The sequence below is a fragment of the Pseudomonas sp. P5_B2 genome (assembly GCF_056400445.1).
Genome location: NZ_JBFULH010000039.1, coordinates 1 through 22208 on the forward strand (window position 1 = coordinate 1; position 22208 = coordinate 22208).

A 22208-nucleotide genomic window follows, 5' to 3' on the forward strand; every position below is an offset into this window, starting at 1 on the left:
GCCCAAAGGCTGCCTTTTGCTCATCTGGTGATTTGATTCAGGACAGGAACCCGCCGTCCACATTCAACGAAACCCCAGTGGTGTAGCTCGACGCATCACTCGCCAGGTACAACACAGCGCCGGCCATCTCACTCGGATCGGCCACACGCTTGAGCGGAATCTGCGCCAGTGCTGTCTTCAGGATCGCATCGTTTTTCACCAGGGCCGAAGCAAACTTGGTGTCGGTCAGGCCCGGCAGCAGGGCATTGCAGCGGATGCCGAATTGCGCGMATTCCTTGGCGAACACTTTGGTCATGTTGATCACGGCGGCCTTGGTCACCGAGTAGATACCCTGGAAAATGCCTGGCGAGACGCCGTTGATCGAAGCGACGTTGATGATGCTGCCGCCACCGTTTTCGCGCATGATCTTGCCGGCTTCCACCGACATGAAGAAGTAGCCGCGGATATTGACGTCGACGGTTTTCTGGAAGGCGCTGAGGTCAGTGTCCAGTACGTTGCAGAATTGTGGATTGGTCGCTGCGTTGTTGACCAGAATGTCCAGGCGGCCGAACTGTTCCTTGATGCCGGCGAAGACCTGGCTGATCTGTTCCATTTCACCGATGTGGCAAGCGACGGCAGTGGCTTTGCCGCCGGCGGCGATGATCGCGTCGGCCACATGCTGGCAACCGTCGAGCTTGCGGCTAGAGACGATGACATGGGCGCCTTGCTGGGCCAGTAATTTGGCGATGGCTTCACCGATGCCGCGGCTGGCGCCGGAGACGAAAGCGATTTTGCCGTCGAGGTCGAACAACTGAGTCTTGGACATGGGATTCTCTTATAAAAAGTCTTGTTATTGGGGCCAGCTTTGCGAGAAGCGCGCCAGGCGGATCAGAGGCTGGATTTCGAAATGACCTGCAGGCTCATTTGCTCCAGCAGCTTGTTCATGTGAATGAACTGCGCGAAGCGTTTGTCCTGGGTCTGACCATGGAAGAAACGGTAGTAAATCTGCTGCACGATGCCGGCCAGACGGAACAGGCCATAGGTGTAGTAGAAGTCGAAATTGTCGATGCGGATGCCCGCGCGCTCGGCGTAGTAGTCGACGAATTCACGGCGGGTCAGCATGCCTGGTGCGTGGCTGGGCTGGCGGCGCATCAGTTGCACCGGTGCCGGGTCGCCGGCTTCGATCCAGTAGGCGAGGGTGTTGCCCAGATCCATCAGCGGGTCGCCGAGGGTGGTCAATTCCCAATCCAGTACACCGATGATCTGCATCGGGTTATTCGGGTCGAGGATCACGTTATCGAAGCGATAGTCGTTGTGGACGATGCTTGAAGTCGGGTGGTCGGCGGGCATCTTGTCATTGAGCCAGGCTTTGACCGCTTCCCACTGAGGCGCGTCCGGGGTCAGGGCTTTCTCGTAGCGGTCGCTCCAGCCTTTGATTTGCCGCGCAACGTACCCTTCGGGTTTACCGAGGTCACCCAGGCCATAAGCGTTGTAGTCGACGCGGTGCAGTTCAACGAACTTGTCGATGAAGCTTTTGCACAGCGCTTCGGTTTTCGCCGAATCCAGGCCTAACTCTGGTGGCAGTTCGGAACGCAGGATGATCCCGTTGACCCGCTCCATCACATAAAACTCGGCGCCGATCACCGATTCGTCGGTGCAGTGCACGTAGGCTTTGGGGCAGTACGGAAAGCCGTCCTTGAGCTGGTTGAGAATGCGGAATTCGCGGCCCATGTCGTGGGCGGATTTGGCCTTGTGGCCAAACGGCGGCCGACGCAGGACGAATTCCTGCTCGGGGTATTCGAGCAGGTAAGTCAGATTCGACGCACCGCCCGGAAACTGGCTGATCTTCGGCAAACCACTCAAGCCCGCAATGTGCGCCTTGAGGTATGGATCGATCAGGCTGGCATCGAGTTCTTCGCCGGAGCGGATACGGGTGGACTGGTCAGTAAGCGCCATGCTTATCCCTTCTGCTTATTTTGGAGGCCAGACATCATTGACTAATCTAATGGTGAGGCAGGGGTGCCACAAGTGCGGCAGGGTCTTATAGGTTAGCGTGTTGCTGGATAATCAACGTTCTTGATGTGCAGGAACAGGCTCGGCGGACTATGGTTTCAGGGGAGCGCCGCTTCCAGGAAGGAGATTCGACATGGGCTGTCCGCAAGTTTGCTCCACCGCGACCCTGCAATGCAGTTTCGGCGCGGCACCAGCTGTACTTAACGTTCTGCCGGTGAATCGCACGCTGACCGGGGGCATGCCAGCGGCGAACATCATGGACCACATCCCGTTGGTGAACATCATGCCTTTTGGCATGTGTATGAGCATGGCCAATCCGATGGTCGCTGCTGCGACTGCGGCGGCGCTCGGGGTGTTGACGCCAATGCCCTGCATCCCGGCCACCGCCACCCCCTGGATTCCCGGCGGCGCGCCGACCCTGCTGCTGGGCGGCATGCCGGCGATCGATGCCAACAGCACCCTGATGTGCAATTGGGCCGGGGTGATAAAGATTGTGATGCCTGGACAAATGCAGATGCTGATTCCCTGACTAACACGATCAAACTGTGGGGCTGGGCTTGCTCGAAGGCGGTATGTCGGGTGGCATTGATGTTGAAAGTGCCGGCCTCTTCGCGAGCAAGCCCGCTCCCACATTTGGATCTCCGTCGCCCACAAATACCACCCCTGTGGGAGATTCTATGTCGCAGGATCACTCCAGCGCCTGAACCACCAGCGCACCCTCGAAATCGGCTTGCCCTCGGCGTCCAGCGGTCGCCCATCGGCGGCAAAGCCCTGTTCCGGTTCCAGCAATTGACCGTTGAGATAACGGGCCTCGACGGCGGGTTTACCGTTGGGATGAAAGCGCTGATACCGGCCCTCGCGCACGCCGTCGCGGTAGAACTCGGCCTCGGACAGTTGCCCATCGGGAAAGTAATTGAACGCCTCCCCATGCAGCAGCCCTCGGCGGTAAGTCGCCTTGCGCTGTAGCCAGCCTTGCGGCGCATGGAAACTGGCAATTCCCTGCAGCTTGTCATGAACAAACGGCAGCTGCGCCGAGACCTTGCCGTTAGGGTGATAGAGCAGAGTAGTACCTTGCAGCTCGCCCTGGCTGTAGTGCAAATCAGCCTGAGCGCGACCGTCATCCTTGATGTTCAGCACACCATCGAGCTGGCCATCCAACAAGCGACCTTTGAGGTGTTTATCGTTCTGCTGCAGGTCCAGCGGTGTGATGGCCATGGGTTCTCCTTGTCAGTTGACCTGCACCAGCCCACCCTTGATGGTCAGCATGCCGCCGCCATCCACGGTCTGCGAAGCGGCGGCCTTGTTGGTCAGGCTGATCCCGGCATCGTTGGTCATTGTCGTGCCGGCCTTGTTTTCCAACGAGGTACCGGCCTGATTGCTCAGGGACGTACCGGCCTTTTGGCTGATCGAGGTAGTGGCCTGGGTCGCCAGATCCGCGCCACTCTTGATGGTGAAACTGCCGCCACTTTCCAGGGTCAGGGTGCCGGTCACCTTGATCATCAGGTTGCCGTCCACCGTCAGGCTGTAATCGCCGGTGACCTTGTGCGTGTAGTTGCCACCGGTGCTGTGGGTCTGATCAGCACCCACGGTCACCGTGCGACTGTCCTTCACATCGAGATTGTCGCTCCCCGTCTGGATGGTCACGCTGCGTTTGCCTTTCTCCAGGGTCACGGTCTCGTCGCCTTCTTTCACCGTGCGGGTGCGGGCGTTCTGCACGGTCAGGGTTTCGTCGTGGCCGACAGTGGCGGTGGTGTCGTTGAGCACGTTGATCTTCAGATCTTTCTGCGCCTGGAGAAACACCTCTTCGGCGTCCTTCTTGTCCTCGAATCGCAGTTCGTTGAAACCGCCGCCGCCCTTGGACGATTGGGTCTTGATCCCGGACTGGGTCTGATTCGCTGGCAGCGCATAGGGCAGGGCGTTGTCACCGTTATAGACGCAACCCGTCACCAGCGGTCGATCGGGATCGCCATCGATAAACGTCACGATCACTTCCTGGCCGATGCGCGGTACGAACTGCATGCCGAAGCCCTTGCCGCTCCAGGGTAATACCACCCGCACCCAGCAGGAACTGGCTTCGTCGTTCTTGCCATCGCGATCCCACGGAAACTGCAACTTGATCCGGCCGTATTCGTCGGTCCAGATTTCTTCGCCAGCCTTACCGACAACGATGGCGGTCTGAGTGTGCATTCGCGGTTTTGGCGTGGTTCGCTGCGGCCGGAACGGTGTGGCTTTGGGGATCGCTTCGAAGCGATTCTGGTAGCCGTCGTGGCTGGCTTCATGAGTGACCGAGGTCACCACCCAATCAATATTCAGTGTCGTGTCATCATGGCCGGCCAGGGTGAACCAATGCCCCGGCACCAGCCAGCGGCAATCGCTTTCACCGACAAAGCGCTTCTCCTGACTGCGCAGTCCATCGACTCGCTGCTTGGTCAACGAATCGCCCCGAGCCTTGGCGTTGTAGCTGCCGGGATGCTCGTACATCGAGCGGGGCCCGGCGACTGCTTCAGCCTGGCTGTACAGCGACGTGGTCGGCGTGGTGAATTCGTAATCCGTCGCCCGATACACCCCGGCGACCGCTTGCATGCAAACCTGGCCTGAGCGAATGCCGTGCAATTCGCGCTCACCCAACTGCTGACCGAGATAGTTCACTTTGGATCCATTGGGGATTGGCACAAACGCATCGTTGCTGTCACCCAGTACCAGCGTGTGCTTGCCTTCCTCGTGGGTGAAAAACCAGAAAATGCCTTCTTCTTCCAGCAACCGCGAAACGAAAACGAAATCGGTTTCGGCGTACTGCACGCAGTATTCGCGTGGGGTGTAACTGCCGCTGAGCTTGAGCAGGAAGTCGGTGAAACCGTGGGCCTTGAAAATCGTGGTGACGATGTCTGAGGTGCTGAGGTTCYGGAACACGCGGTTGTTGCTGGCCAGTGTCAACCACCAGAGCCATGGCCGTAGAACAAGCTGATAACGCTCGGCGGTGGCGTCGGCGGGGAGTTGGCGGATTTCGGCGACCAGCGCATCCATAGGGCGGTTGAGGGCGTCGTTGTGCAGGGTGGTGGTGACGTGAGTCGCGACGGCGGTGGTCAGGGGAAGCGAGTCGCCGTCGTTGAGGCCGTTGAGGGTTTGCGAGCCGAGCTGGTTGAGGGCCTCTTCGCCGGAAAGGGATTCAGGGTACAGTGCCGACAATGAGGCGGCGGTGAGGGAGATGCTGGAGGTGGCATCGACGGAGCGCGGCATCAAGTGGCCTCAGGTGGTCAATGAATCAGCTTTGCAGTGAACCATTCTTGGCGCGGCTGCATCAAACAAGCTTAAGTCCGGCCAATTGGCAGCGTTCATCTATTGAGGTGTCCGACATGTAACTGAATCTCAACTTGATAATGTCGTAGAAGGCGCGTTTGCTGAGGCCGAATACCTCAGTGCTACCCTTGGTTATCTTGCTGCGGGCCGTGGTGGTCAGTTTCACAAGATCGTTGATTTGGTTAGCTGCTAACTCGTCAAACATTAAGGTGAACAATACGGCTAACTGGTTGGCGTCTGCCACATTTATATTGGTGTTGTTTTCGGTAATGGCGTATTCCTGATAGATGTTCTTATAGTTGTGTGTCAGGCGTTGCTTGATGGGAATATAGTGGTTCAGGGCGGAAATACTAGCCACCACCACGGCTATACCATCGGGAACTTGAGCATTCCAAGGTAAATGTTCCATGGGTGCCGGATTCTTTTTAGTGGGAGCCGGTTCTCCCAAAGCAGAGTTTGTCAGGGCGGTGAAGTTGTAAGTGGCCGCACCGACAATTATCACTCCTTTGTCACTGGTGCCCAGCGCCAACACACTTTTTCGTTGACTGTCTAATGCGCCGCTGGTGTCTAGGATAGGATAAAGGTCATCCCTGATGTCTGGGTCCATCACCTGATAGATATGATCCGTAACAGTAGGATTGTCGTCCCCGCCTAATGAATAAATGAACTGATCGGCGATATAACAGAAATCTTCGCCTTTGACATGTATATGCAATCTTTCACCAACGTATTCGACCTCGGTAACTTCTTTTAATAGCCGCAGGTCATGAGTTTCGCAAAGCTCGATGATCTTTGCATTCCTGGCCCCAGGCAGTACTGCTCCCGCGAATTTGTTGCCGCTGGGGCGGGCGAACCAGTTCATCTTTGGCGAGTGTTTGCTGGCAATATCGACCACCCAGGCGGCGGTGGCGCTACCGCCGTAGATAGCGCGGTCAATATTGGGGATTTGTTGCTCCGCGTTTTCAAGAAATCTGATGCCTTCAATAACTTGTGAGTATTCAATGCCGGGCGCAGGTGTCCCTATTATTTTGGGCGGTTGACGTTGGGCACCAATGCCGGTGGCAATCACTATTTTTTCAACGATTAATGCATGTGTAGTATCAAACCAGGCGACGTAATTTCCTGGTTGGGTGAGTGACTTGGATATCCGTCGTACCTTGCGTGAAGGATTGTGGCCGTAGCGGCTACCATTAACGATTTTACTGACGCCTTGCTGAAAAACACCTGAGGAGAGAAAGTTGTCCAGGTTCATTTCACCATTGGCAACGGTGAACGACGGAGGCGGGGAGCCCGGTAAGTGCAAGAGGTGAGCGGGCTGGCCCATGGAGTGTTCTACGAGTTTTGCCCATAGTCCATCTTCACCGACAACTACAGTTTTATAGCCATCGGATGAGGTGTTCAGGAACACTGCAGCGGAAACGCCTGCACCTATTATCAGTCGGGTCGGCATGATGACTTACCTCATAGTGGCTGCACTACCTTCATCGAAAAATAACCAGCACAGCCCATGGCGATAGCTTCCTCTGCTGTGTGGCATCTTCGGGCTTACACTGTGCTCCTGTTTATCCGGGACTTACTCCAACACCCACTCCGCCAACTTTCCCGTCACCTGCGTCATCAACACATTCTCGACATCCCTCGCACCCGCCGCACTGCACTTGGCCAACACCGCCTGCACAATCCCGGCATCAAACTCGAATTGTTTCCCGGTCGCGGCCTTGTAGCGCCCGCGCAATTTCTCCAGTTTCGCCAGCACAATCCCTTCCAGTGTCGCTTCATCCAGCGGCCGATACGCCACCACCGTCATCCGCGCCAGAAACGCTGGCCGAAACGCTTGCAGCAGGACTTTGTGCAACGCTTCGTTGAACGCATCGGTACCCAGTTGCGCGACCGGTGTGTCGAGCAACAATTCAGCACCGACGTTACTGGTGGCGAGCATCACGGTGTTTTTGAAGTCCACCACCAACCCGGTTCCATCCTCCATCACGCCTTTGTCGAAGACGTTGTAGAACGCTTCGAGTACATCCGGATGCGCCTTTTCGATTTCATCCAGCAACACCACCGAATACGGTTTACGCCGCACCGCTTCGGTCAGCACGCCGCCACTGCCATAGCCGACATAGCCGGGCGGGGCGCCTTTGAGTTGGCTGACGGTGTGGGCTTCCTGGTATTCGGACAGGTTGATGCTGATCAGATTGCGTTCGCCGCCGTAGAGTGCGTCGGCCAGCGCATAAGCGGTTTCGGTTTTGCCTACGCCCGTGGGGCCGACCAGCAGGAATACCCCGACCGGTTTCTGTGGGTCGGTGAGGCCGGCGCGATAGGCTTGTAAACGCTGGGCGATGGTGCCCAACGCAACGCTTTGTCCCATAACGCGCAAGCCCATTCGTTGGCCGAGGGTGCGCACAGCGTGGGCTTCATCGGCGAGCATTTTGCCGACCGGGATACCGGTCCATCCGGCAATGACGGCGGCGACGGTTTTGGTGTCAACCTGCTCTGGCACCAGTGGATCATCCTGGCGAATGGCGTCGAGTCCGGCTTCCAGGCGCACCAGTTCGGCGGCCAGATGATCGATGCGGCTGTCGGTGGCTTCGTCCGGTTTGTCGCTGTCGGCACGTTCGCTCAAGGCGAGTAACTCGCGACGGGTTTCCAGCAGTTCGCGCACGGCGACCCGTTCTTCGTTCCAGCGGGTTTCCAATTCGCGAATGGCCTGCACGTTGGCGACGGACTCGCTTTCCAGCAGGGTGATGCGTTCACGGTGATCGAGCCCGGTGGCCTGTTCACGGCGCAGGCGTTCGACTTCGTCCTTGAGGCTGTTTTGCCGGTGGCGCAGGCTTTCCAGTGGTGGCGGCACGTCGTGTTGGCCAAGGGCAACCCGGGCGCACGCGGTGTCGAGCACACTGATGGCCTTGTCCGGCAACTGGCGCCCGGAGATGTAGCGATGGGACAGTTTCACCGCTTCGTGGATGGCGGCGTCCAGCACTTGCACACCGTGGTGTTGTTCCAGTTTGGCGGCGACGCCACGGAGCATTTCCACGGCGGTGATTTCGTCCGGTTCCTCGACTTGTACCAACTGAAAACGCCGGGCGAGGGCCGGGTCTTTCTCGAAGTATTTTTTGTACTCAAGCCAGGTCGTTGCGGCCAGGGTCCGCAGTTCGCCACGGGCCAGTGCCGGCTTGAGCAGATTGGCGGCGTCGCTGCCGCCTTCCGCGCCGCCAGCGCCAATCAAGGTGTGGGCTTCGTCGATAAACAGGATGATCGGTTTGTCCGCGCTGCGTACTGCATCGATGACCCCTTTGAGGCGTTGTTCGAACTCGCCCTTGACCCCGGCACCGGCCTGCAACAGTCCGAGGTCAAGTACCCGCAGGCTCACTTCCTGCAACGACGGTGGTACGTCCCCGGCGGCGATGCGCAGGGCCAGCCCTTCGACCACGGCGGTCTTGCCCACGCCCGGCGCACCGACCAGGATCGGATTGTTCTGTCGCCGACGTAGCAGGATGTCGATGCACTGACGGATCTCGCCATCGCGGCCGACGATGGGGTCTATGCGTCCGGCATGGGCGTCAGAGGTGAGGTCCTGGGTGTATTGGTCCAGCACTGAATCCTGTTTTGGGGCTGAATGGCCCGCCGCTGAAGGGCGCTTTCCACCGACGTGTTCGCGTGAGCTTTCGGTCCACTCCAGCAGGTTGCTGCGTAGCGCCTCTCGGGGAATCTTCAAGAGTGATGACGCGCTATTGAGCAGCAGACCGCGACGCTCGTCGCGGTCGATCAAGGCCAGTAGCAACAAGCCCGAACGAATGCTGTCCAGCCCCAGTACGCTGGCCTGCACGACTGCATCTTCCAGCAGGCCAATGGTGTGTGAAGACAATGCCGGAGTGCGGGTGCTGCCGGATTTGAACAGTTCCAGGGCCTTGTTGATTTCCGCCGTCAGAGCATCGCGCTCCAGGCCGAAGCGCGGCAGCAGATAAGCAAAGTCACCGCCCTCGATGTCCAGCAGTTCCAGCAGCAGGTGTTCGATTTCGACGTAATGATGACCTCGTTGCAGGCAGCGTTGCGCGGCGCGTTCAAGGGCGCGACGGTTGTCCGGGTTGAGGCGTCCGATCAGGCTGGCCAGTTCCATGTTCAGGTGATCTCCAGCTGTCGAAGACGGGTTTCGATGCGTTGCACGGCAAGGCTGGTTTGTCGTTGTAAACCGCCATTCCAGCCAAGCTGCGGCGGTGCGTCGCGACCCAGTTTTATCGGGCCGGCACCACGCACCAGCAACACCAGCGTGCAATCCAGGTCAGGGCCGAAATACAGGGCGCTGAGGCTGGCCAGCGCCGGGTGTGATTCGCCGTCAGGCAAAAACCTCGCCGCCTGGGACGAGGACAAGGGACCCAGGGTCAGTCTGACGCCTGCGTGTTCATCCCAGACCCGAGTGCCGGCCACGGCTGTTCGGCCCAGTTGCAGGTTGCGGCCGCCCGGGATCATGCGGCTGCGACTGGCGGGCGGAATCTCGCGCCATGCACCTTCATAAGCACTCAGCTGCACAGGCAGTTCGAACTGCTCGCGTACGATCGCCGCGAAACCGGCCAGGGAGCGACGGCCGTCAGCAAATAGCGCGCTACACGCCAGCACGGCGGAATCGGGTATGGCCTGACGTTCCTGCAAGGCTTTGGGCAACAGCCCGGTCAGCGCTCTTAATTGCGCCTGTACCGGCGACGCGGCGGGCACGTTGAATCCCACGGCGATCCGGTGTTTGCGCATCACTTTGTACAGCAGGCTCAGCAGCCGATGCTGGAACAGGTCGAGGAACTCAGCCGGTGCGAAGTCTTTGGCCCGAGCGCGTTGCTGCAACCATTCCTGATAGGCGTAAGGTAACGGGCCGTCAGGGCCTCCGAGGCCGAACACTGGCGTGCTGAGGATCGGTTGCTGGTTGGGTTCCTGGGTCAGGCTTTCGATTTCGCTGGCAGAGAATAGTGGCGTCAGCGGCCCGCGCAAGCGCAGGGCTTCCGCTTGAGGGGCGGTGCCACTGCCGAGGGATTCGGCCTGGGGGTGTTCGCGCTCCAGCAGCAATAACGCCTGCAATAATTCGAACGCTTGGGGGTCACGTCGCAGCCGTTGGCTCAGGCTCAGAGGGACAACGGCATGCCGGCTTGGGGTTGCCATGTCTTGACCTCCTTGTTTGATTGAACCAGCACCGTGCGCACGAAGCGGTTGGCCGTGGCATAGAGTGAAAAGAATTGCGCCAGTACCGCTGAAAACAACACCGCGCTGCTGCCAACAAAATGTTGTGGATCGAGTTGCAGTTGAACCTCCAGCCCATTGCGCCAGCCGCGCCAGGCGTCTTCGCCGACATGACCAATCACCCGTTCGCAACTCAAACTCAATAAGCCTTCGATTTGCCGCCAGGCGCTGGCCTCGTCACGCAGGTTGTGCAACTGCAGGATCTCCTTGAGCGCATCCAGTGCCTGCGGCCCTTCGACCAATGAAAGATGATTGAGGGTCAGTTGCGACACCAGCCGCCAGCGCGATTCGCCGTCCAGGCGCGGCAAGCTCTGCGGGTTGGGCGGATTGCGCAGGCGCGCCCAGGCCACCGGCCCCGGACGCTCGAAACCCAGCGGCGTACCGGCTGGAAGGCTTTGGGCCAAGTGTCGATTGGTGCAGAGCAGTTCGGCGGTGAGGCTGTATTCGATGACCTGCGACAGAGGATCGAGTCGCGTGTCCACCAAACTCACCAGTAAATCGGTGCCGAGGCGATTGGGAGTCATGCTGCTGACTCGTCGCGCATGCCAGTAGCATTGCTTATCGGCGCCGCTGTGCTGACTGCCGTAATAGGCTGGTACTCGTTGCACGCCTTGGCTGGAACTGGCACGCATCGCCCGGATGCTATGGATCTCGACGCTGTTTTCGCGGTGGCTGTCGGCGACCAGGCGGTATTCGCTGCGGGTGCCGTCCGGGCGCAGAGGCTCCGAGGTGCGTGGGAACAGGTTGATCACCGGCGTGCAGCCCAGCGCAATGTCGCTGGCCTGAAGGTGTAAACGGCTGCTGGGCGCGCGATCGAAGACGATGTACAGATAAAGCGACTGGCTATCGCTGGTGGCGCCTGCCAGTGGAAGGTCGAAGAAGTTGAATTTGTCCGGGAAGGCAAAGTACTCGGCGAGCAAACGCATGCCCGGGTGCACACCGTCCTCGTCCGGCAGCAGCACTTCATCGTTGGCAAACCCGACGATTTGCGGCAACCCTGTCAGCGCTTTGGGTACGCTGCCGACCGGGCCGGCCAGTACCTTCACGGCATGGGCACCGAGCAGGTCATACAGGCAGGCGTTGATCATCGGCGAAGCGGTCAAATGCACGCGCAATTGTTCGATGCCCAGCGCCGACCATTGGCTTTCACCGAGGCAGCGCAAACTCAGGCGCAGCGCTGAGCGCGCTTGAACAACGCCGGTCAGGGCCTGTGCTTCTTCGCTACCCAGCAGCAGCGCCTCGTTGATTTCCACGGGCCACAGTCGAACCGCAGCGCTGGTGCGAAAGTGAATGCTTTCGCCTTTGCTCGTGGTGACGAACAACGGTGTGTCCCGGGGCAGCGGGTAGCCGCCGGCCAGGTTGCCTTTGCTCGGGTCCGGTTCGAACTGCACGATGGCGCAGGAAGGAAGCGGACGCATGGCCAACGGGTAAAGCTGTTCGAGCAACGCATCGCTGAATTCAGCATAGTCATCATCGAGACGGCGTTGCAGGCGCGCGGCCAACAGCGCAAAACCTTCCAGCAGCCGCTCGACGTGCGGGTCCGGGCACTCATCGGGTGACAGTTCCAGGCGCCTGGCAACCTTGGGGTAGCGCTCGGCAAAAATACTCCCGGCGTGGCGTAACCAGGTCAGTTCCCGTTGGTAGTAGTCGAGCAGTTGCGGGTCAATCGAGTCGCTCATGACGTACCTCAAGGCCATCACTGGCCCGCTCGATGACAAATGCCACGGGCCAGTGCTGCCGGCCGCTGCGTAGCTTCCCGATCAGCCTGATGCTCAGTTGCTGCGGATGGCCGGGCACCGGGTCAACCTGAACCTCACCCAGTTTCAGGCGCGGTTCGAAATGGTTGATCGCCTCGCGCACGTCCCGCGTCAATTGACGACGGTCATCGCTGCGCTGCTGTTGCAGGGCGGTCCAGTCAGCGATGCCGTAGTCGAGAATGCTCGGCGGGGAGGTGAGTGCCTGTGGCCTGCGTCGGGTATTGAACAGGCGCAGCAGTTCCGTGCGGACCGAGTCGAGCAGGCCCTGAAGGTCGAACTCCAACACCGTGTCGACCTCACTTGAGGCGAGTCGCTCGAACAACGGTGGGTGCATGCCGGTGCCTGCCATGTCCGACGCGTCCGCTTACTTGCTGGCGAGCTTGTTGGCGGCCATGTCCCAGGTCGTGGCGGCCGTACCTTCCTTGGTGCCATCGTCTTTTTGTGCCGTGAGCTCCCATTTGATTTTGGTGAAATTCAGAGACACGGTTTCCACCGGTTTGCCCCCCGTGCCACCGCTGACGCTGACGTTGGACAGCACCACGTTGGTCAGGGTGTAGGTGATGAACGGCATCAGTTTGCCATCGCCTTCAGCAGCGTTGCGCCCGACGATGAGCTTGGCTTCCGGGATTGGTTTGCCCGCGCAGCAATATTCGTTGAGGGAAGGTGTGGAGCTGTCGACAAATTTGGTCACCGTGAACTCACCAATGTGCGGCTTGCCGGAGGTCCGCTCCGAGTTGCTGACATCGTTTGTCACCTGCATGGCCACGTTGTGGCTGTAGGACATGACTTCGATCTTGTCCGTATAGCCCTCGAGCAGACAGTCACCTTTGATGTCGCCGCCGAGGTCGAGAATAATTGCATCCATCGCATGAACTCCTGAAGGTTATCGCGCTAGATAAACGGGGAAGTCCCGCCGGGTTGGCCGGCGGGAGTGTGGCGGGTCAGGCGGCTGCCGGAGGCGGCAGGGAGGCGACCAGACGGATAGACGCAGTCAGCTCTTCGAGCTGGAAGTGCGGTCGCAGGAACACCGTGGCCTTATAGGCGCCCGGCTTGCCGGCCACCTCGGTCACATCCACCCGGGCTTCACGCAACGGGTATTGCGCCTTGATCTCTTGCGACGCGTTGTCGTTGATCAGCACGTAGTCGGCGATCCAGTTGTTGAGGTAGGTCTGCACATTGTCGCGGGTCATGAAACTGCCGACCTTGTCGCGCATGATTACCTTCAGGTAGTGCGCGAAGCGCGAGGCGGCAAGCACGTACGGCAACATCGCCGAAATCCGCGCATTGGCATTGGCCTCGTTGGTGTTGTAAAGCTTGGACTTGTTGGTGGTCTGGCCGCCAAAGAACACCGCCACGTCACTATTTTTCTTGTGACACAGGGCGATGAAACCGAGGTCGTTGAGCTCTTTTTCCCGGCGGTCGGTGATGGCCACTTCGGTCGGGCACTTGAGCGACAGGTCGCCCGAAGTCGTGCGGAAGGTATGAGCCGGCAAACCTTCAACCGCGCCTCCGCCTTCCGCCCCCCGAATCGCCGCGCACCAACCATATTTGGCAAAGGCCTCAGTGATGCGCTGTGACAAGGCCCATGCGGCGTTGCCCCACAGGTATTTACTGTGGTCAGTGCCGTTGACGTCCTCAACGTAATTGATGCCTTCCACCGGCGAAGTGTCCGGGCCATAAGGCAGGCGCAGCAGGAAATGCGGGAGCACCAGCGACACGTAGCGCGAATCTTCGCTTTCGCGGAAGGAGCGCCACTTGATCAGTTCCTGGCTCTCGAAGACCTTGGACAGGTCACGCGGCACGGCGAGTTCAGTGAAGCTGCTCATGTCGAACAAGCGTGGGCTGGCGGCGGCAATAAACGGCGCGTGAGCGGCGGCGGCGACATTCGACAGTTTCTCCAGCAACCCGATGTCCTGTGGGTGCCGGCCAAAGGTGTAGTCACCCACCAGCAAACTGAACGGGTGCCCACCAAAGGTGCCGTATTCTTCTTCGTAAATCTTCTTGAACAGCGCGCTCTGGTCAAACTCGACGGCTTTTTCCAGGTCGTTTTGCAGCTCCTTCTGCGTGACGTTAAGCAGGCGCAGTTTCAGCCGGGAACTGGTTTCGGTGTTTTGCACCAGCAGGTGCAAGCCACGCCAGGAGGCCTCGAGTTTTTGTAATTCGGGATGGTGCAAGACTTCATTGAGTTGCGCACTGATCAGCTCATCGATCTGGCTGATGCGGTCGTTGATCATCGCCACGGTGTCCTTGTCGATGGACATGCCTTCGTCGAGGACCTGGGTGGCGAACTCCGCGAGCATGTCGCGGGCATAGTCTTGCTGGCTGTCGTCATGGGCCATGCGGCCTTCGGCGATGATGCGGTCGAGCAAGGACAGGCTTTCTGTGGCGCTTTCACTGGTTGTGGCGCTGGCTGAAGCGGGCATGGCGACGTCTCCCTGAGTGAATGAGTGATCAGGCCTGCGGTTGATCAGGTGAGTCGGTCGGTGCTTCGCTCACGCCTGCGGCGGGGGCGGCGGCGGTTTCCGGACGGGCAGACTTGATCTCGTGCAGACCTTCGGTGTTGGCGATGACGTCGCGCAGCAGTTTGTCCAGGTCATCGTTGCCGTCGAGTTTGGTCAGCAGGTCGCGCAACCGCTGACGGGCTTCGAACAAGCGCCGCAAGGGGGGCACTTGCTCGACCACTTTGACCGGGTCGAAGTCGTCGATGTGTTTGAAGTTGAGTTCGATGTTGAGCTTGCTGTTGTCACCACTGAGCGTGTTGGTGACCTGCAAGGTGGCGCGGGGGGCGATCGAGGCAAGCACTTCGTTGAAATTGTCGCGATCGATCTCGGTAAAGCGCCGCTCGTTCAACTTGGGAAGTGGCTCGAGAGGTTTGCCGGAAAGGTCGGCGAGAATGCCGACGACCAACGGCAATTCTTTTTTCTCGATGGCGTTGCCGATTTCGACGTCGTAAGTGATTTGCACCCGGGGCGGGCGGACCCTGTCTAGCTTGTGTTGAGTGCTTTCTGCCATGTTGGCTGACTCCGATGCATGAATGGGCGCAATGCATCGGGAGGCCCGCTCATCGCTTTCCCTTGCTGGGCCGAAGGTTAGAAAGGTTGGCAGACGGATCTGTCGGTCCTTTGACGAACCTTCCACATTCGGCATGGGGGCCGAACTACCCAAGACACTAGAACAGGTCTATAAAAAGGCAAGCAAAAAACATTTTTGGACCTGCTCGGTAAAAGGAAAATTCAATTTGTCTGCACGTTTTTTTGCTTTTGTCCTGTTCCTGAGTGTCACCGGTTGCTCATTTTTCGGGCCACGGGTGGATCTCGATAGCCTGACACTGCAAGTCGCGCCGAAGGCCAACGACGACACGCCGATTGCCGTGGACTTCATCGCTGTTAACGACCCGGATTTGCTCAAACAGTTGTCCGGCATCACGGCACGACAGTGGTTTGCCGATCGCGAACAGTATCAACGCGACTATCAGCAGCTGATAACTGTGTGGGGGCTGGAACTGGTCCCGGGACAATTCATCGACAAACAACCGTTCCCGCTGGGGGGCAAGAAGGCCGCTGGACTTTTGGTTTTCGCCAGCTATAACACTCCCGGAGCACACCGATTACGGCTGGATGATCAGAAAAATGCCTGGCTCAAGTTCGACAGTCGCGAGATGACGCTGGTCAGCAACACCCCGCAGTGAACACACCGCCAAGCCGCCGGTTTGCGCGGCGACGTAAACGTCGAAGGGACTCGTATGAGCCTGTTACCTGATGCGGTTTGCTGGCACGAGGGCATGCAATTGCTGCCCCAGCATTTTCAGTTGCAAGGCCTTCGAGCCGAAGCATTGGTGGCGCATTTTGCTCAAGCCTGTAATCCATGGTTCTGGGGCGTGAGCCGGGTTGAATTCGACCCTGGTGCGCTGAGTGCCGGGCTGGTGCGCTTACTCAATCTACAAGCGACATTGCCTGACGGTTTGCCGGTCGACCTGCAGGTGGGCGTCGGACCGACTTTGGAGCTTGATGTCAACGAAGCCGTCAACGCTTCGGAAAACGCCACGGTGACCGTGTACCTTGCCGTCAGCCCGTTGTGGCGAGCCGGCCAGTTACTACCGCTCAAGGGACGGCTGCAGTCGGTGGTCGGCGATGCATTGCCGGATTTGACCAGCGGTGAGTACCCCGAGTCGATCACTGTGTGGCGTCCTAATCCGCGTTTGTGCACACAATTGAACAAAGCCGATTCTATCTGTCTGCCGCTGCTGAAAATTCGCAAGGAGGGCGGCGGCTTTCTGTCGTTGCCCTACACGCCGCCCACGCCGTGCCTGTTGCCCGAGTCAATATTGGGTCGCCGGGTAGCGGGCCTGTGTGCCCGGACGCGGGAAAAATGCATGTTCCTGGCCGGCCGTCTGCGCCAGGCGCAGCAGGCCGGCAATCAGGATGACGCGATGGAAATCCGTCGCCAGTTGACGGCGCTGTGGGCTCGTCTGCCGGAAGTAGAGGGCGTGTTGAACAGTCGACTGGCAACGCCTCAAACCTTGTACGGTGGATTACTCGGGTTGGCAGGCGCATGGTCCGCTCTCGACCCGTTGGCGGGTGTTCCACCCTTTGCCCCACTGGATTTTCTGGAACTGCAACGCGGCTATGAGTCGGTCCTTGACTGGCTCGAACGAACCCTCCAACTGATTCGCGCCGGCTATCGCAGCTTGCCGTTTGAACGCAGTGACCAGAGTTTTTCGATTCAACTGCCCGACGATCAACCGAGTCAGCGTCTGGTCATCGGTTTGCGCATGCCCAGCGGCAGCGGCGAACAGGACGCCAGCGAATGGCTGCGCGGGGCGATTATTGCCTCGGCACCGCACATTCCGATGCTCAGTCGCCAGCGTATGAGCGGTTTGTCTCATCAGGCCATCGGCCGCAATGAGCAAGTGACCTACAGCGTCGGCGATGACACGCGCTTGTTTGTGGTGACGGCTGAGGGCCAGTGGTTCGACGGGAAGTTGCCGTTGCTGATTGCCGCACCGACCTCAAAACCGACGAGCAGTCCATGGCAAGTGGTGCTGTTTGTGGCTCAGGCGAGTGAAAGTGTCTGATCAAGGAGAGGGTATCGAATGTCTGAAGGGAATGCCGGGCCGGGTACACAGGGACTTCGCGACGCACCGCTGAGCAATGCCTTTCGCGAGGCGTGGCTGCAATGGTCTCAGGAATGGAGTCGGTTGCCCAAGGACCGCGACGATGAGGCGTTGGTAGAGGCCGTTTTCGACCTGTCGACGCAAATTTCCCAGCGGCTGTGGCGAACTGCGTTCGCCCGGGTCGGTGATGCGGCGACGGACCAGGTGAAGGCGTTGGTCTACGCCTTTGTCGCGTTAATCGATGAAACGCTATTGTTTGCGCCATGGCCGGGCCAGTCTGCCTGGCAGGAAAAACCGCTGGAATCGCGGATGTACGCAAGTCGGCAGGCCGGCGAGAAACTGCCGCTGGCGATCCAGGCGCTGCTGGACGAACAGATTCCCACCACCCGCGACTTGGCCAATGTTTATTTGCAATGCCTGGTGTTGGGGTTTGAAGGTCGGTTGCGCGGTGAGCAGAGTCAGATCCAGCATGAAAAACTGCGGCTGGCGCTGTTCAGCTTTGCCTGGCAGCACGATGCAGACTATGCCGATGTCAGCGCAAGGCTCCAGCAACCTTCGATGGTAGCGCCGGTGCAGTTGCCGGTGCGTCAATCCTTGCCGGATGGTTTTCGTCTCGGTCTGGGCATTTTCGCCATGGTGATGATACTGACAGGGCTGGGGCAGTTTTTCTGGCGTGACATTCGCCAAGAGCTTGATCCGGTGTTGCAGATGACCGATTCGGTTGCCGCGCCGGAGCAAAACTTATGAGCACGCCTGGGTGGGTCGGTCTGAGCTTCGTCGTGCTGTTGGTGCTGATTATTTTTGGGGGAGTGGTCTGGTGGTTGCGCACMCAGAGCGGGGCGGCGATCCGCAGTTTTTATACCTCGGTCCGCCATATGGAACAGGAGCAGGGTGCTCAGGACCGTTACCAGATTCCATGGCTGTTGCTGCTCGGCGACGAAACCCAGGGCACGCAATTGTGCCGTCAATGGCGCCTGCAACCGACCGACAAACCTGCCTGGTTCGGGCGTTGGTGGTCGGATCCCGAAGGCGCTGTGCTGGTGGTGCCGCAGGGGCTTTTCCTGCCTGAAGAAGGTATGAATCTGCAACGAGGCAACTGGTGGCGCTTGTTGGGATTGATCCTGCGCTTGCGCAGCCAACGGCCATTGGATGGGGTGATCTGGACGGTGCCGGTCAGTCGCCTGGTCAATGCCGAGCAGGCGGCGAGCCTTGGTCTGGCGGCTCGGCGGCGCTTCATCGATTTGCTGCAACGGTTCGGCTTGAGCCTGCCGGTGTACGTGGTGATTACCGGCATGGAAGAGCTGCCAGGTTTTCAGGATCTGATCACGGCGCTGCCCGAAGAAGCTCGCGAGCGCACGCTGGGTTGGTCCTCACCGTATGGCCTCGAGGCGGTTTGGCAAACGCAATGGAGTGATCAGGCACTTGACCAGGTTATCCGCGCCTTGTCGGAATCGATTGTCGAAATCGGTGCCTTGTCCGGCCATTTGAAGGGCGAATTATTTGGGTTGCCGGAACAAATCGAGGTGTTGAAGCGCAACCTGCAAACGTTGCTCGAGCCGGTTTTTCAGGGTAATGCCCAAGGCGAGGCGCCGCGTTTTCGTGGGGTGTATTTCACCGCTAATCAACCTTCGCAAGATGCGCTCGACAGCTTCTCGGCGTATGACACCAAGTTGCAGCAGAGTGTGTTCGCTCGGCAATTGTGGCAGCGCCGGGTGGTCGCTGAACGCGGATTGGCCTTGGTGGTTCCACGCTTGTTGCGCCTGCGTCAGCGGTGGCAGCGATTGACCGGTGGGGTGGCGCTGGTGGTCGGTGTGGTCTGGGCCGTGTGCATGCTTTGGGTCTGGCAGGACTCTGTCAAGGATGCGCATGAATTGTCGCGGCTATTGCAGGGTGCGCAGAAAAATTACGTGGCGGTCACCGATGAATCGCATCGGCTGGAGGCGACCCGGCGCAATGTTCAAGGGTTCTGGCGTGTATTGGAAAAGGCCCCACGCTGGGACTTCACTTCCTTGGTGTTTCCCACTTCCTGGTTTTCGTCGCTGGATGTGCAGTTGGAGAATCAACTGCGCCTGACCGCTCAGAGCCACTTATTGGAGCCCTTGCACGACCTGTTGGACGCGGAGCTGGCAAAACTAAAGTCTATCCGCAATACCGAGCGCCGAGGCAACGTCGAAAGCGAAGATCCCGCCCAATGGCAAAATTACGTCAAGGCCAAGGACCTGGTGGAGCGCGCGGTACGTCTTGAACAACAGAACCAATGGTTCAATCAGGCGCTGAATAACCCTAAAGCACCACTCGAAGATCTGGCGTTGCTGAGCAACAATGCCCTGTCCTTGAACCTCAATGTTGGCACCTTGCGCCGAGCCGGTTTTTACAACCGGGTGTTGTTCGATGCCAATGGTAGCGACTTGAAACCACTGGACCTGGCCGTGGATCGCCAAACCATCGAGGAAAATTTTTCCGGGCTCATGGAACGCTGGCTTGACCAGTATTTTCTCGCAGACAATTTCGTCCGCCAGGCCGGTTATCTCAAGTTGCACCTGGAACGGCTTGAGGCTGGCAGTGGCAACTCCCTCGCTGAGCTTGAAGATTTGCGCGCGTTGATCGATGACCTGCAAGCGCTGATCGGCCTGACCAATTCGGCATGGAGTCGTGGCAAGGGGCAGGACCTTGTGCCGGGCTACCGCGACATGATGGATAAGGTGCGCCAGAGCAGCTTGCTCGGCCAGCAAGTGGAACAGCAACTGGATCAGCAAGCGTCGAAGTTGCAGCATAGTTTTCGCGACCAGTGGATCGCCCAGGCAGGGGCCAGAGGTAATTTGCTGGTTCAACAAGGTAGCGGACAGTTGGCATTACAGGAGCATGTCAGCCAGTTGAATAATGCGGTGCAGGCGCTGTTCAAACGCGACTTTGTGGCCATCGCCTTACAGGCTGATCAGTCTGTTGCTCCGAACGGGCAGGGGCAGGGTGTTGATGGCGACGACTTCGCCAATGCGCTGAACTATTTTGCCAGTTACAAGAGGTATGCCGCCGAAGAGCTGCCACGTATTCCCCCTGCGTATCGTAGCGCCTTGCTGCAAGCGGCTGAAGGCGCAGTGGTCAAGGCCATGATGACGAGCTTTCGGGAACGCAATGAGCAGGTTGACAAGGGTATTTTCAATGTACAGGCCGCACAGGCTATTGACCTGCAGAAGGCTTTCATCGAAGTGCGTCGCAGCGATCTGGCCACGCGTTTGCAAAGTGCGTTGAACCGCCGGGCCCTGGCTGAAGTCGCCAGCGGCCTCGATGGAATCGTCGCCCAGCCGCTCTTTAGCGAACGTTCTGAAATTGGCTTGTGGGACGGCTCGAAAAACCTCGGTCTGCAGTTATATGGCGCCAGCGATGTGCAGGATTTGAAGCTGAGCCTCAAACAGCAATTCAACACCATGCTCGGGATCACCGAGCGGCGCACCTCGGCGCTGGAATGGCTGAAAACCCAGCAGCAGAACCTCTCGGCGCAGGAGTATGAGCGTGTGACGCAATTCAACGCTCTCAATGAAGAACTGCTCAAGTACAAGGACCAGAACCCCGCAAGTTCACCGGCCCAGATCGAGCAGCTATTGAGTCGCGACTTTATCGAAATGGATGCCACGTCGTGCGCTCAGATTTTGCAAACCGCCAGCCTGTCCGGCGGTCGCGGAACGTTGGCACTGCGCGCACTGAATCTTCAACAAAGCGCCATGCAACGTTGTCAGTTCCTGCAACAACAACAAGCAGCGGCGGCGTGGAACGACCTGGCGAACTATTTCAACCAGTACTTGGCCGAGCGCTTCCCGTTTGCCAATGGTGTGCAGGCCACCGACGCCGACCCGGCCCGGGTCCAGCATTTCCTCGACTTGATCGACAAGCGTCTGCCGGTGGCGCAAGCCGGGTTGCAACTCAGTCAGACGCCGGAGCGTTTGGCCGCCGAGGATTTTCTCAATCGTTTGAAGCAGGCAAACACGTGGCTCGGCCCGCTGTTTGTGCGGGACAAGAGCGGCATCCTGGGCATTGAAATGGACGTGCGCTGGCGTACCGATCGCGAGGAAGAGCGTGGCGCCGATCAAGTGATTGCCTGGAGTTTGAATGCCGGCAATCAACAGATCAACTACCCCGGGGAAGCCCAGCAGAACCTGCGCTGGATGGTCGGTCAACCTGTGCGGTTGACTTTGCGCTGGGCCAGAAATGGCTCGCAGCGCCCAGTCAACGACCCCTCGCAGCCCAACCTGGCAGTGCGCGATTTCGAAGCCGGTTGGGAGTATGGCGGCCCTTGGTCGTTGCTGCGTCTGATCCGTTCGCACCAGTCGATACAGCGCCAGCCGAACATGGACTTCACCGATTTTCCGCTGACATTGCGCCTGCCGGTGACTGCGCAGACCAGCAAGGCCGAGCAGACGCTGATGTTTGTTCGCCTGTCGCTAATGAGCCAAGGCTCGAAGCTGCCGCTGTCCATTCAGCCGTTGCCCACCCGGGCCCCGCGTTCACCCTTCTTACAAACCCGGGTGACCGCGTCCGCGACTGCCAKGACTCAGGAGGAAGGCCTGTGAACCTGACTTCACCACCATTGCCGGACGTGATTGCCCGACTGCTCGAACCGATCAGCGATGAGGCGCCTTGCGGTCAGGATCTACGCTATGAACGTGAGTTCGACCTGGCGCGTGAACTACGTCGCGAGGACGACACCAGCTTACCGACAGGCGTTTGGCAGTCGGCGATAAAACGGGCCCAATGGTCTGAACTGGAACTGCTGACTCGCACTTTGCTGCTGGAACGCAGCAAGGACCTGATGCTGTGCGCCTGGCTGGGTG

Annotated in this window: 18 protein-coding genes; 6 read left to right on the forward strand and 12 right to left on the reverse strand. The window is 59.0% G+C overall.

The features are described 5' to 3' along the window. Positions 1–37: 37 nt before the first annotated feature. Both AC1DRJ_RS06750 and AC1DRJ_RS06755 read right to left on the reverse strand, forming a co-directional pair. Positions 38–805 (reverse strand): SDR family oxidoreductase, encoded by a 768-nt coding sequence (locus AC1DRJ_RS06750; RefSeq protein ID WP_477801417.1) that lies wholly within the window; start codon positions 803–805, stop codon positions 38–40. 62 nt (positions 806–867) lie between these two features. Further along, positions 868–1935, reverse strand: a complete 1068-nt coding sequence (locus tag AC1DRJ_RS06755) for a phosphotransferase family protein (RefSeq protein ID WP_477801418.1) — start codon at positions 1933–1935, stop codon at positions 868–870. A 190-nt stretch (positions 1936–2125) separates the two neighbouring features. Here AC1DRJ_RS06755 and AC1DRJ_RS06760 point away from each other — a divergent pair, with 190 nt between their 5' ends. Continuing rightward, on the forward strand, positions 2126–2521 hold the full coding sequence (locus tag AC1DRJ_RS06760) for a DUF4280 domain-containing protein (protein WP_477801419.1): 396 nt from the start codon (positions 2126–2128) through the stop codon (positions 2519–2521). 146 nt (positions 2522–2667) lie between these two features. Here the strand turns inward: AC1DRJ_RS06760 and AC1DRJ_RS06765 are convergent, their stop codons facing one another. The 10 genes from AC1DRJ_RS06765 to tssB all read right to left on the reverse strand — a co-directional run bounded on the left by AC1DRJ_RS06765 (position 2668) and on the right by tssB (position 15281). Then, complete coding sequence (locus AC1DRJ_RS06765) at positions 2668–3207, reverse strand: toxin-antitoxin system YwqK family antitoxin (RefSeq protein ID WP_477801420.1); 540 nt, start codon at positions 3205–3207, stop codon at positions 2668–2670. A 12-nt stretch (positions 3208–3219) separates the two neighbouring features. Then, on the reverse strand, positions 3220–5229 hold the full coding sequence (locus AC1DRJ_RS06770) for a type VI secretion system Vgr family protein (RefSeq protein ID WP_477801421.1): 2010 nt from the start codon (positions 5227–5229) through the stop codon (positions 3220–3222). Between the two features lie 61 nt (positions 5230–5290). Further along, positions 5291–6739: a hypothetical protein gene (locus AC1DRJ_RS06775; RefSeq protein WP_477801422.1), complete on the reverse strand. Its 1449-nt coding sequence runs from the start codon at positions 6737–6739 to the stop codon at positions 5291–5293. Positions 6740–6862: 123 nt separating this feature from the next. Then, a complete protein-coding gene (gene tssH / locus AC1DRJ_RS06780; RefSeq protein WP_477801423.1) occupies positions 6863–9406 on the reverse strand; it encodes a type VI secretion system ATPase TssH in 2544 nt (847 codons plus the stop codon). A gap of 2 nt (positions 9407–9408) precedes the next feature. Further along, positions 9409–10434 (reverse strand): type VI secretion system baseplate subunit TssG, encoded by a 1026-nt coding sequence (gene tssG, locus AC1DRJ_RS06785; protein WP_477801424.1) that lies wholly within the window; start codon positions 10432–10434, stop codon positions 9409–9411. Further along, positions 10398–12191, reverse strand: coding sequence for a type VI secretion system baseplate subunit TssF (gene tssF / locus AC1DRJ_RS06790; protein ID WP_477801425.1), 1794 nt, complete (start codon positions 12189–12191; stop codon positions 10398–10400). Before tssF ends, tssG begins: the two co-directional genes overlap by 37 nt. Next, positions 12175–12618, reverse strand: a complete 444-nt coding sequence (tssE, locus tag AC1DRJ_RS06795; RefSeq protein ID WP_477801426.1) for a type VI secretion system baseplate subunit TssE — start codon at positions 12616–12618, stop codon at positions 12175–12177. The genes tssF and tssE overlap by 17 nt, the downstream gene beginning before the upstream one ends. A gap of 15 nt (positions 12619–12633) precedes the next feature. Further along, the gene (locus AC1DRJ_RS06800; RefSeq protein WP_477801427.1) at positions 12634–13134 is read right to left on the reverse strand and encodes an Hcp family type VI secretion system effector; all 501 of its coding nucleotides are present in this window, start codon (positions 13132–13134) and stop codon (positions 12634–12636) included. Positions 13135–13210: 76 nt separating this feature from the next. Next, on the reverse strand, positions 13211–14692 hold the full coding sequence (tssC, locus tag AC1DRJ_RS06805; protein WP_477801428.1) for a type VI secretion system contractile sheath large subunit: 1482 nt from the start codon (positions 14690–14692) through the stop codon (positions 13211–13213). 28 nt (positions 14693–14720) lie between these two features. Beyond that, the gene (gene tssB / locus AC1DRJ_RS06810; protein ID WP_477801429.1) at positions 14721–15281 is read right to left on the reverse strand and encodes a type VI secretion system contractile sheath small subunit; all 561 of its coding nucleotides are present in this window, start codon (positions 15279–15281) and stop codon (positions 14721–14723) included. Between the two features lie 226 nt (positions 15282–15507). On the opposite strand from tssB, the gene AC1DRJ_RS06815 reads away from it, so the two are divergent. The 5 genes from AC1DRJ_RS06815 to AC1DRJ_RS06835 form a co-directional block, all read left to right on the forward strand. Beyond that, on the forward strand, positions 15508–15957 hold the full coding sequence (locus AC1DRJ_RS06815; RefSeq protein ID WP_477801434.1) for a type VI secretion protein: 450 nt from the start codon (positions 15508–15510) through the stop codon (positions 15955–15957). A 54-nt stretch (positions 15958–16011) separates the two neighbouring features. Then, positions 16012–17343 (forward strand): type VI secretion system baseplate subunit TssK, encoded by a 1332-nt coding sequence (gene tssK, locus AC1DRJ_RS06820; protein ID WP_477801430.1) that lies wholly within the window; start codon positions 16012–16014, stop codon positions 17341–17343. Positions 17344–17361: 18 nt separating this feature from the next. Beyond that, on the forward strand, positions 17362–18129 hold the full coding sequence (locus tag AC1DRJ_RS06825) for a DotU family type IV/VI secretion system protein (protein WP_477801431.1): 768 nt from the start codon (positions 17362–17364) through the stop codon (positions 18127–18129). Next, the gene (locus tag AC1DRJ_RS06830; RefSeq protein ID WP_477801432.1) at positions 18126–21947 is read left to right on the forward strand and encodes a type VI secretion system protein; all 3822 of its coding nucleotides are present in this window, start codon (positions 18126–18128) and stop codon (positions 21945–21947) included. The genes AC1DRJ_RS06825 and AC1DRJ_RS06830 overlap by 4 nt, the downstream gene beginning before the upstream one ends. After that, positions 21944–22208 (forward strand): type VI secretion system ImpA family N-terminal domain-containing protein (locus AC1DRJ_RS06835; RefSeq protein WP_477801433.1); only part of this gene is annotated, 265 nt, incomplete at its 3' end. The genes AC1DRJ_RS06830 and AC1DRJ_RS06835, both read left to right, overlap by 4 nt.

Coding starts and splice junctions, on each gene's coding strand:
- AC1DRJ_RS06755 (WP_477801418.1), bottom strand. CDS start 1,935: ATGGCGCTTACTGACCAGTCCACCCGTATCCGCTCCGGCGAAGAACTC.
- AC1DRJ_RS06760 (WP_477801419.1), top strand. CDS start 2,126: ATGGGCTGTCCGCAAGTTTGCTCCACCGCGACCCTGCAATGCAGTTTC.
- AC1DRJ_RS06765 (WP_477801420.1), bottom strand. CDS start 3,207: ATGGCCATCACACCGCTGGACCTGCAGCAGAACGATAAACACCTCAAA.
- AC1DRJ_RS06775 (WP_477801422.1), bottom strand. CDS start 6,739: ATGCCGACCCGACTGATAATAGGTGCAGGCGTTTCCGCTGCAGTGTTC.
- tssH (WP_477801423.1), bottom strand. CDS start 9,406: ATGGAACTGGCCAGCCTGATCGGACGCCTCAACCCGGACAACCGTCGC.
- tssG (WP_477801424.1), bottom strand. CDS start 10,434: ATGGCAACCCCAAGCCGGCATGCCGTTGTCCCTCTGAGCCTGAGCCAA.
- tssF (WP_477801425.1), bottom strand. CDS start 12,191: ATGAGCGACTCGATTGACCCGCAACTGCTCGACTACTACCAACGGGAA.
- tssE (WP_477801426.1), bottom strand. CDS start 12,618: ATGGCAGGCACCGGCATGCACCCACCGTTGTTCGAGCGACTCGCCTCA.
- AC1DRJ_RS06800 (WP_477801427.1), bottom strand. CDS start 13,134: ATGGATGCAATTATTCTCGACCTCGGCGGCGACATCAAAGGTGACTGT.
- tssC (WP_477801428.1), bottom strand. CDS start 14,692: ATGCCCGCTTCAGCCAGCGCCACAACCAGTGAAAGCGCCACAGAAAGC.
- tssB (WP_477801429.1), bottom strand. CDS start 15,281: ATGGCAGAAAGCACTCAACACAAGCTAGACAGGGTCCGCCCGCCCCGG.
- tssK (WP_477801430.1), top strand. CDS start 16,012: ATGAGCCTGTTACCTGATGCGGTTTGCTGGCACGAGGGCATGCAATTG.
- AC1DRJ_RS06825 (WP_477801431.1), top strand. CDS start 17,362: ATGTCTGAAGGGAATGCCGGGCCGGGTACACAGGGACTTCGCGACGCA.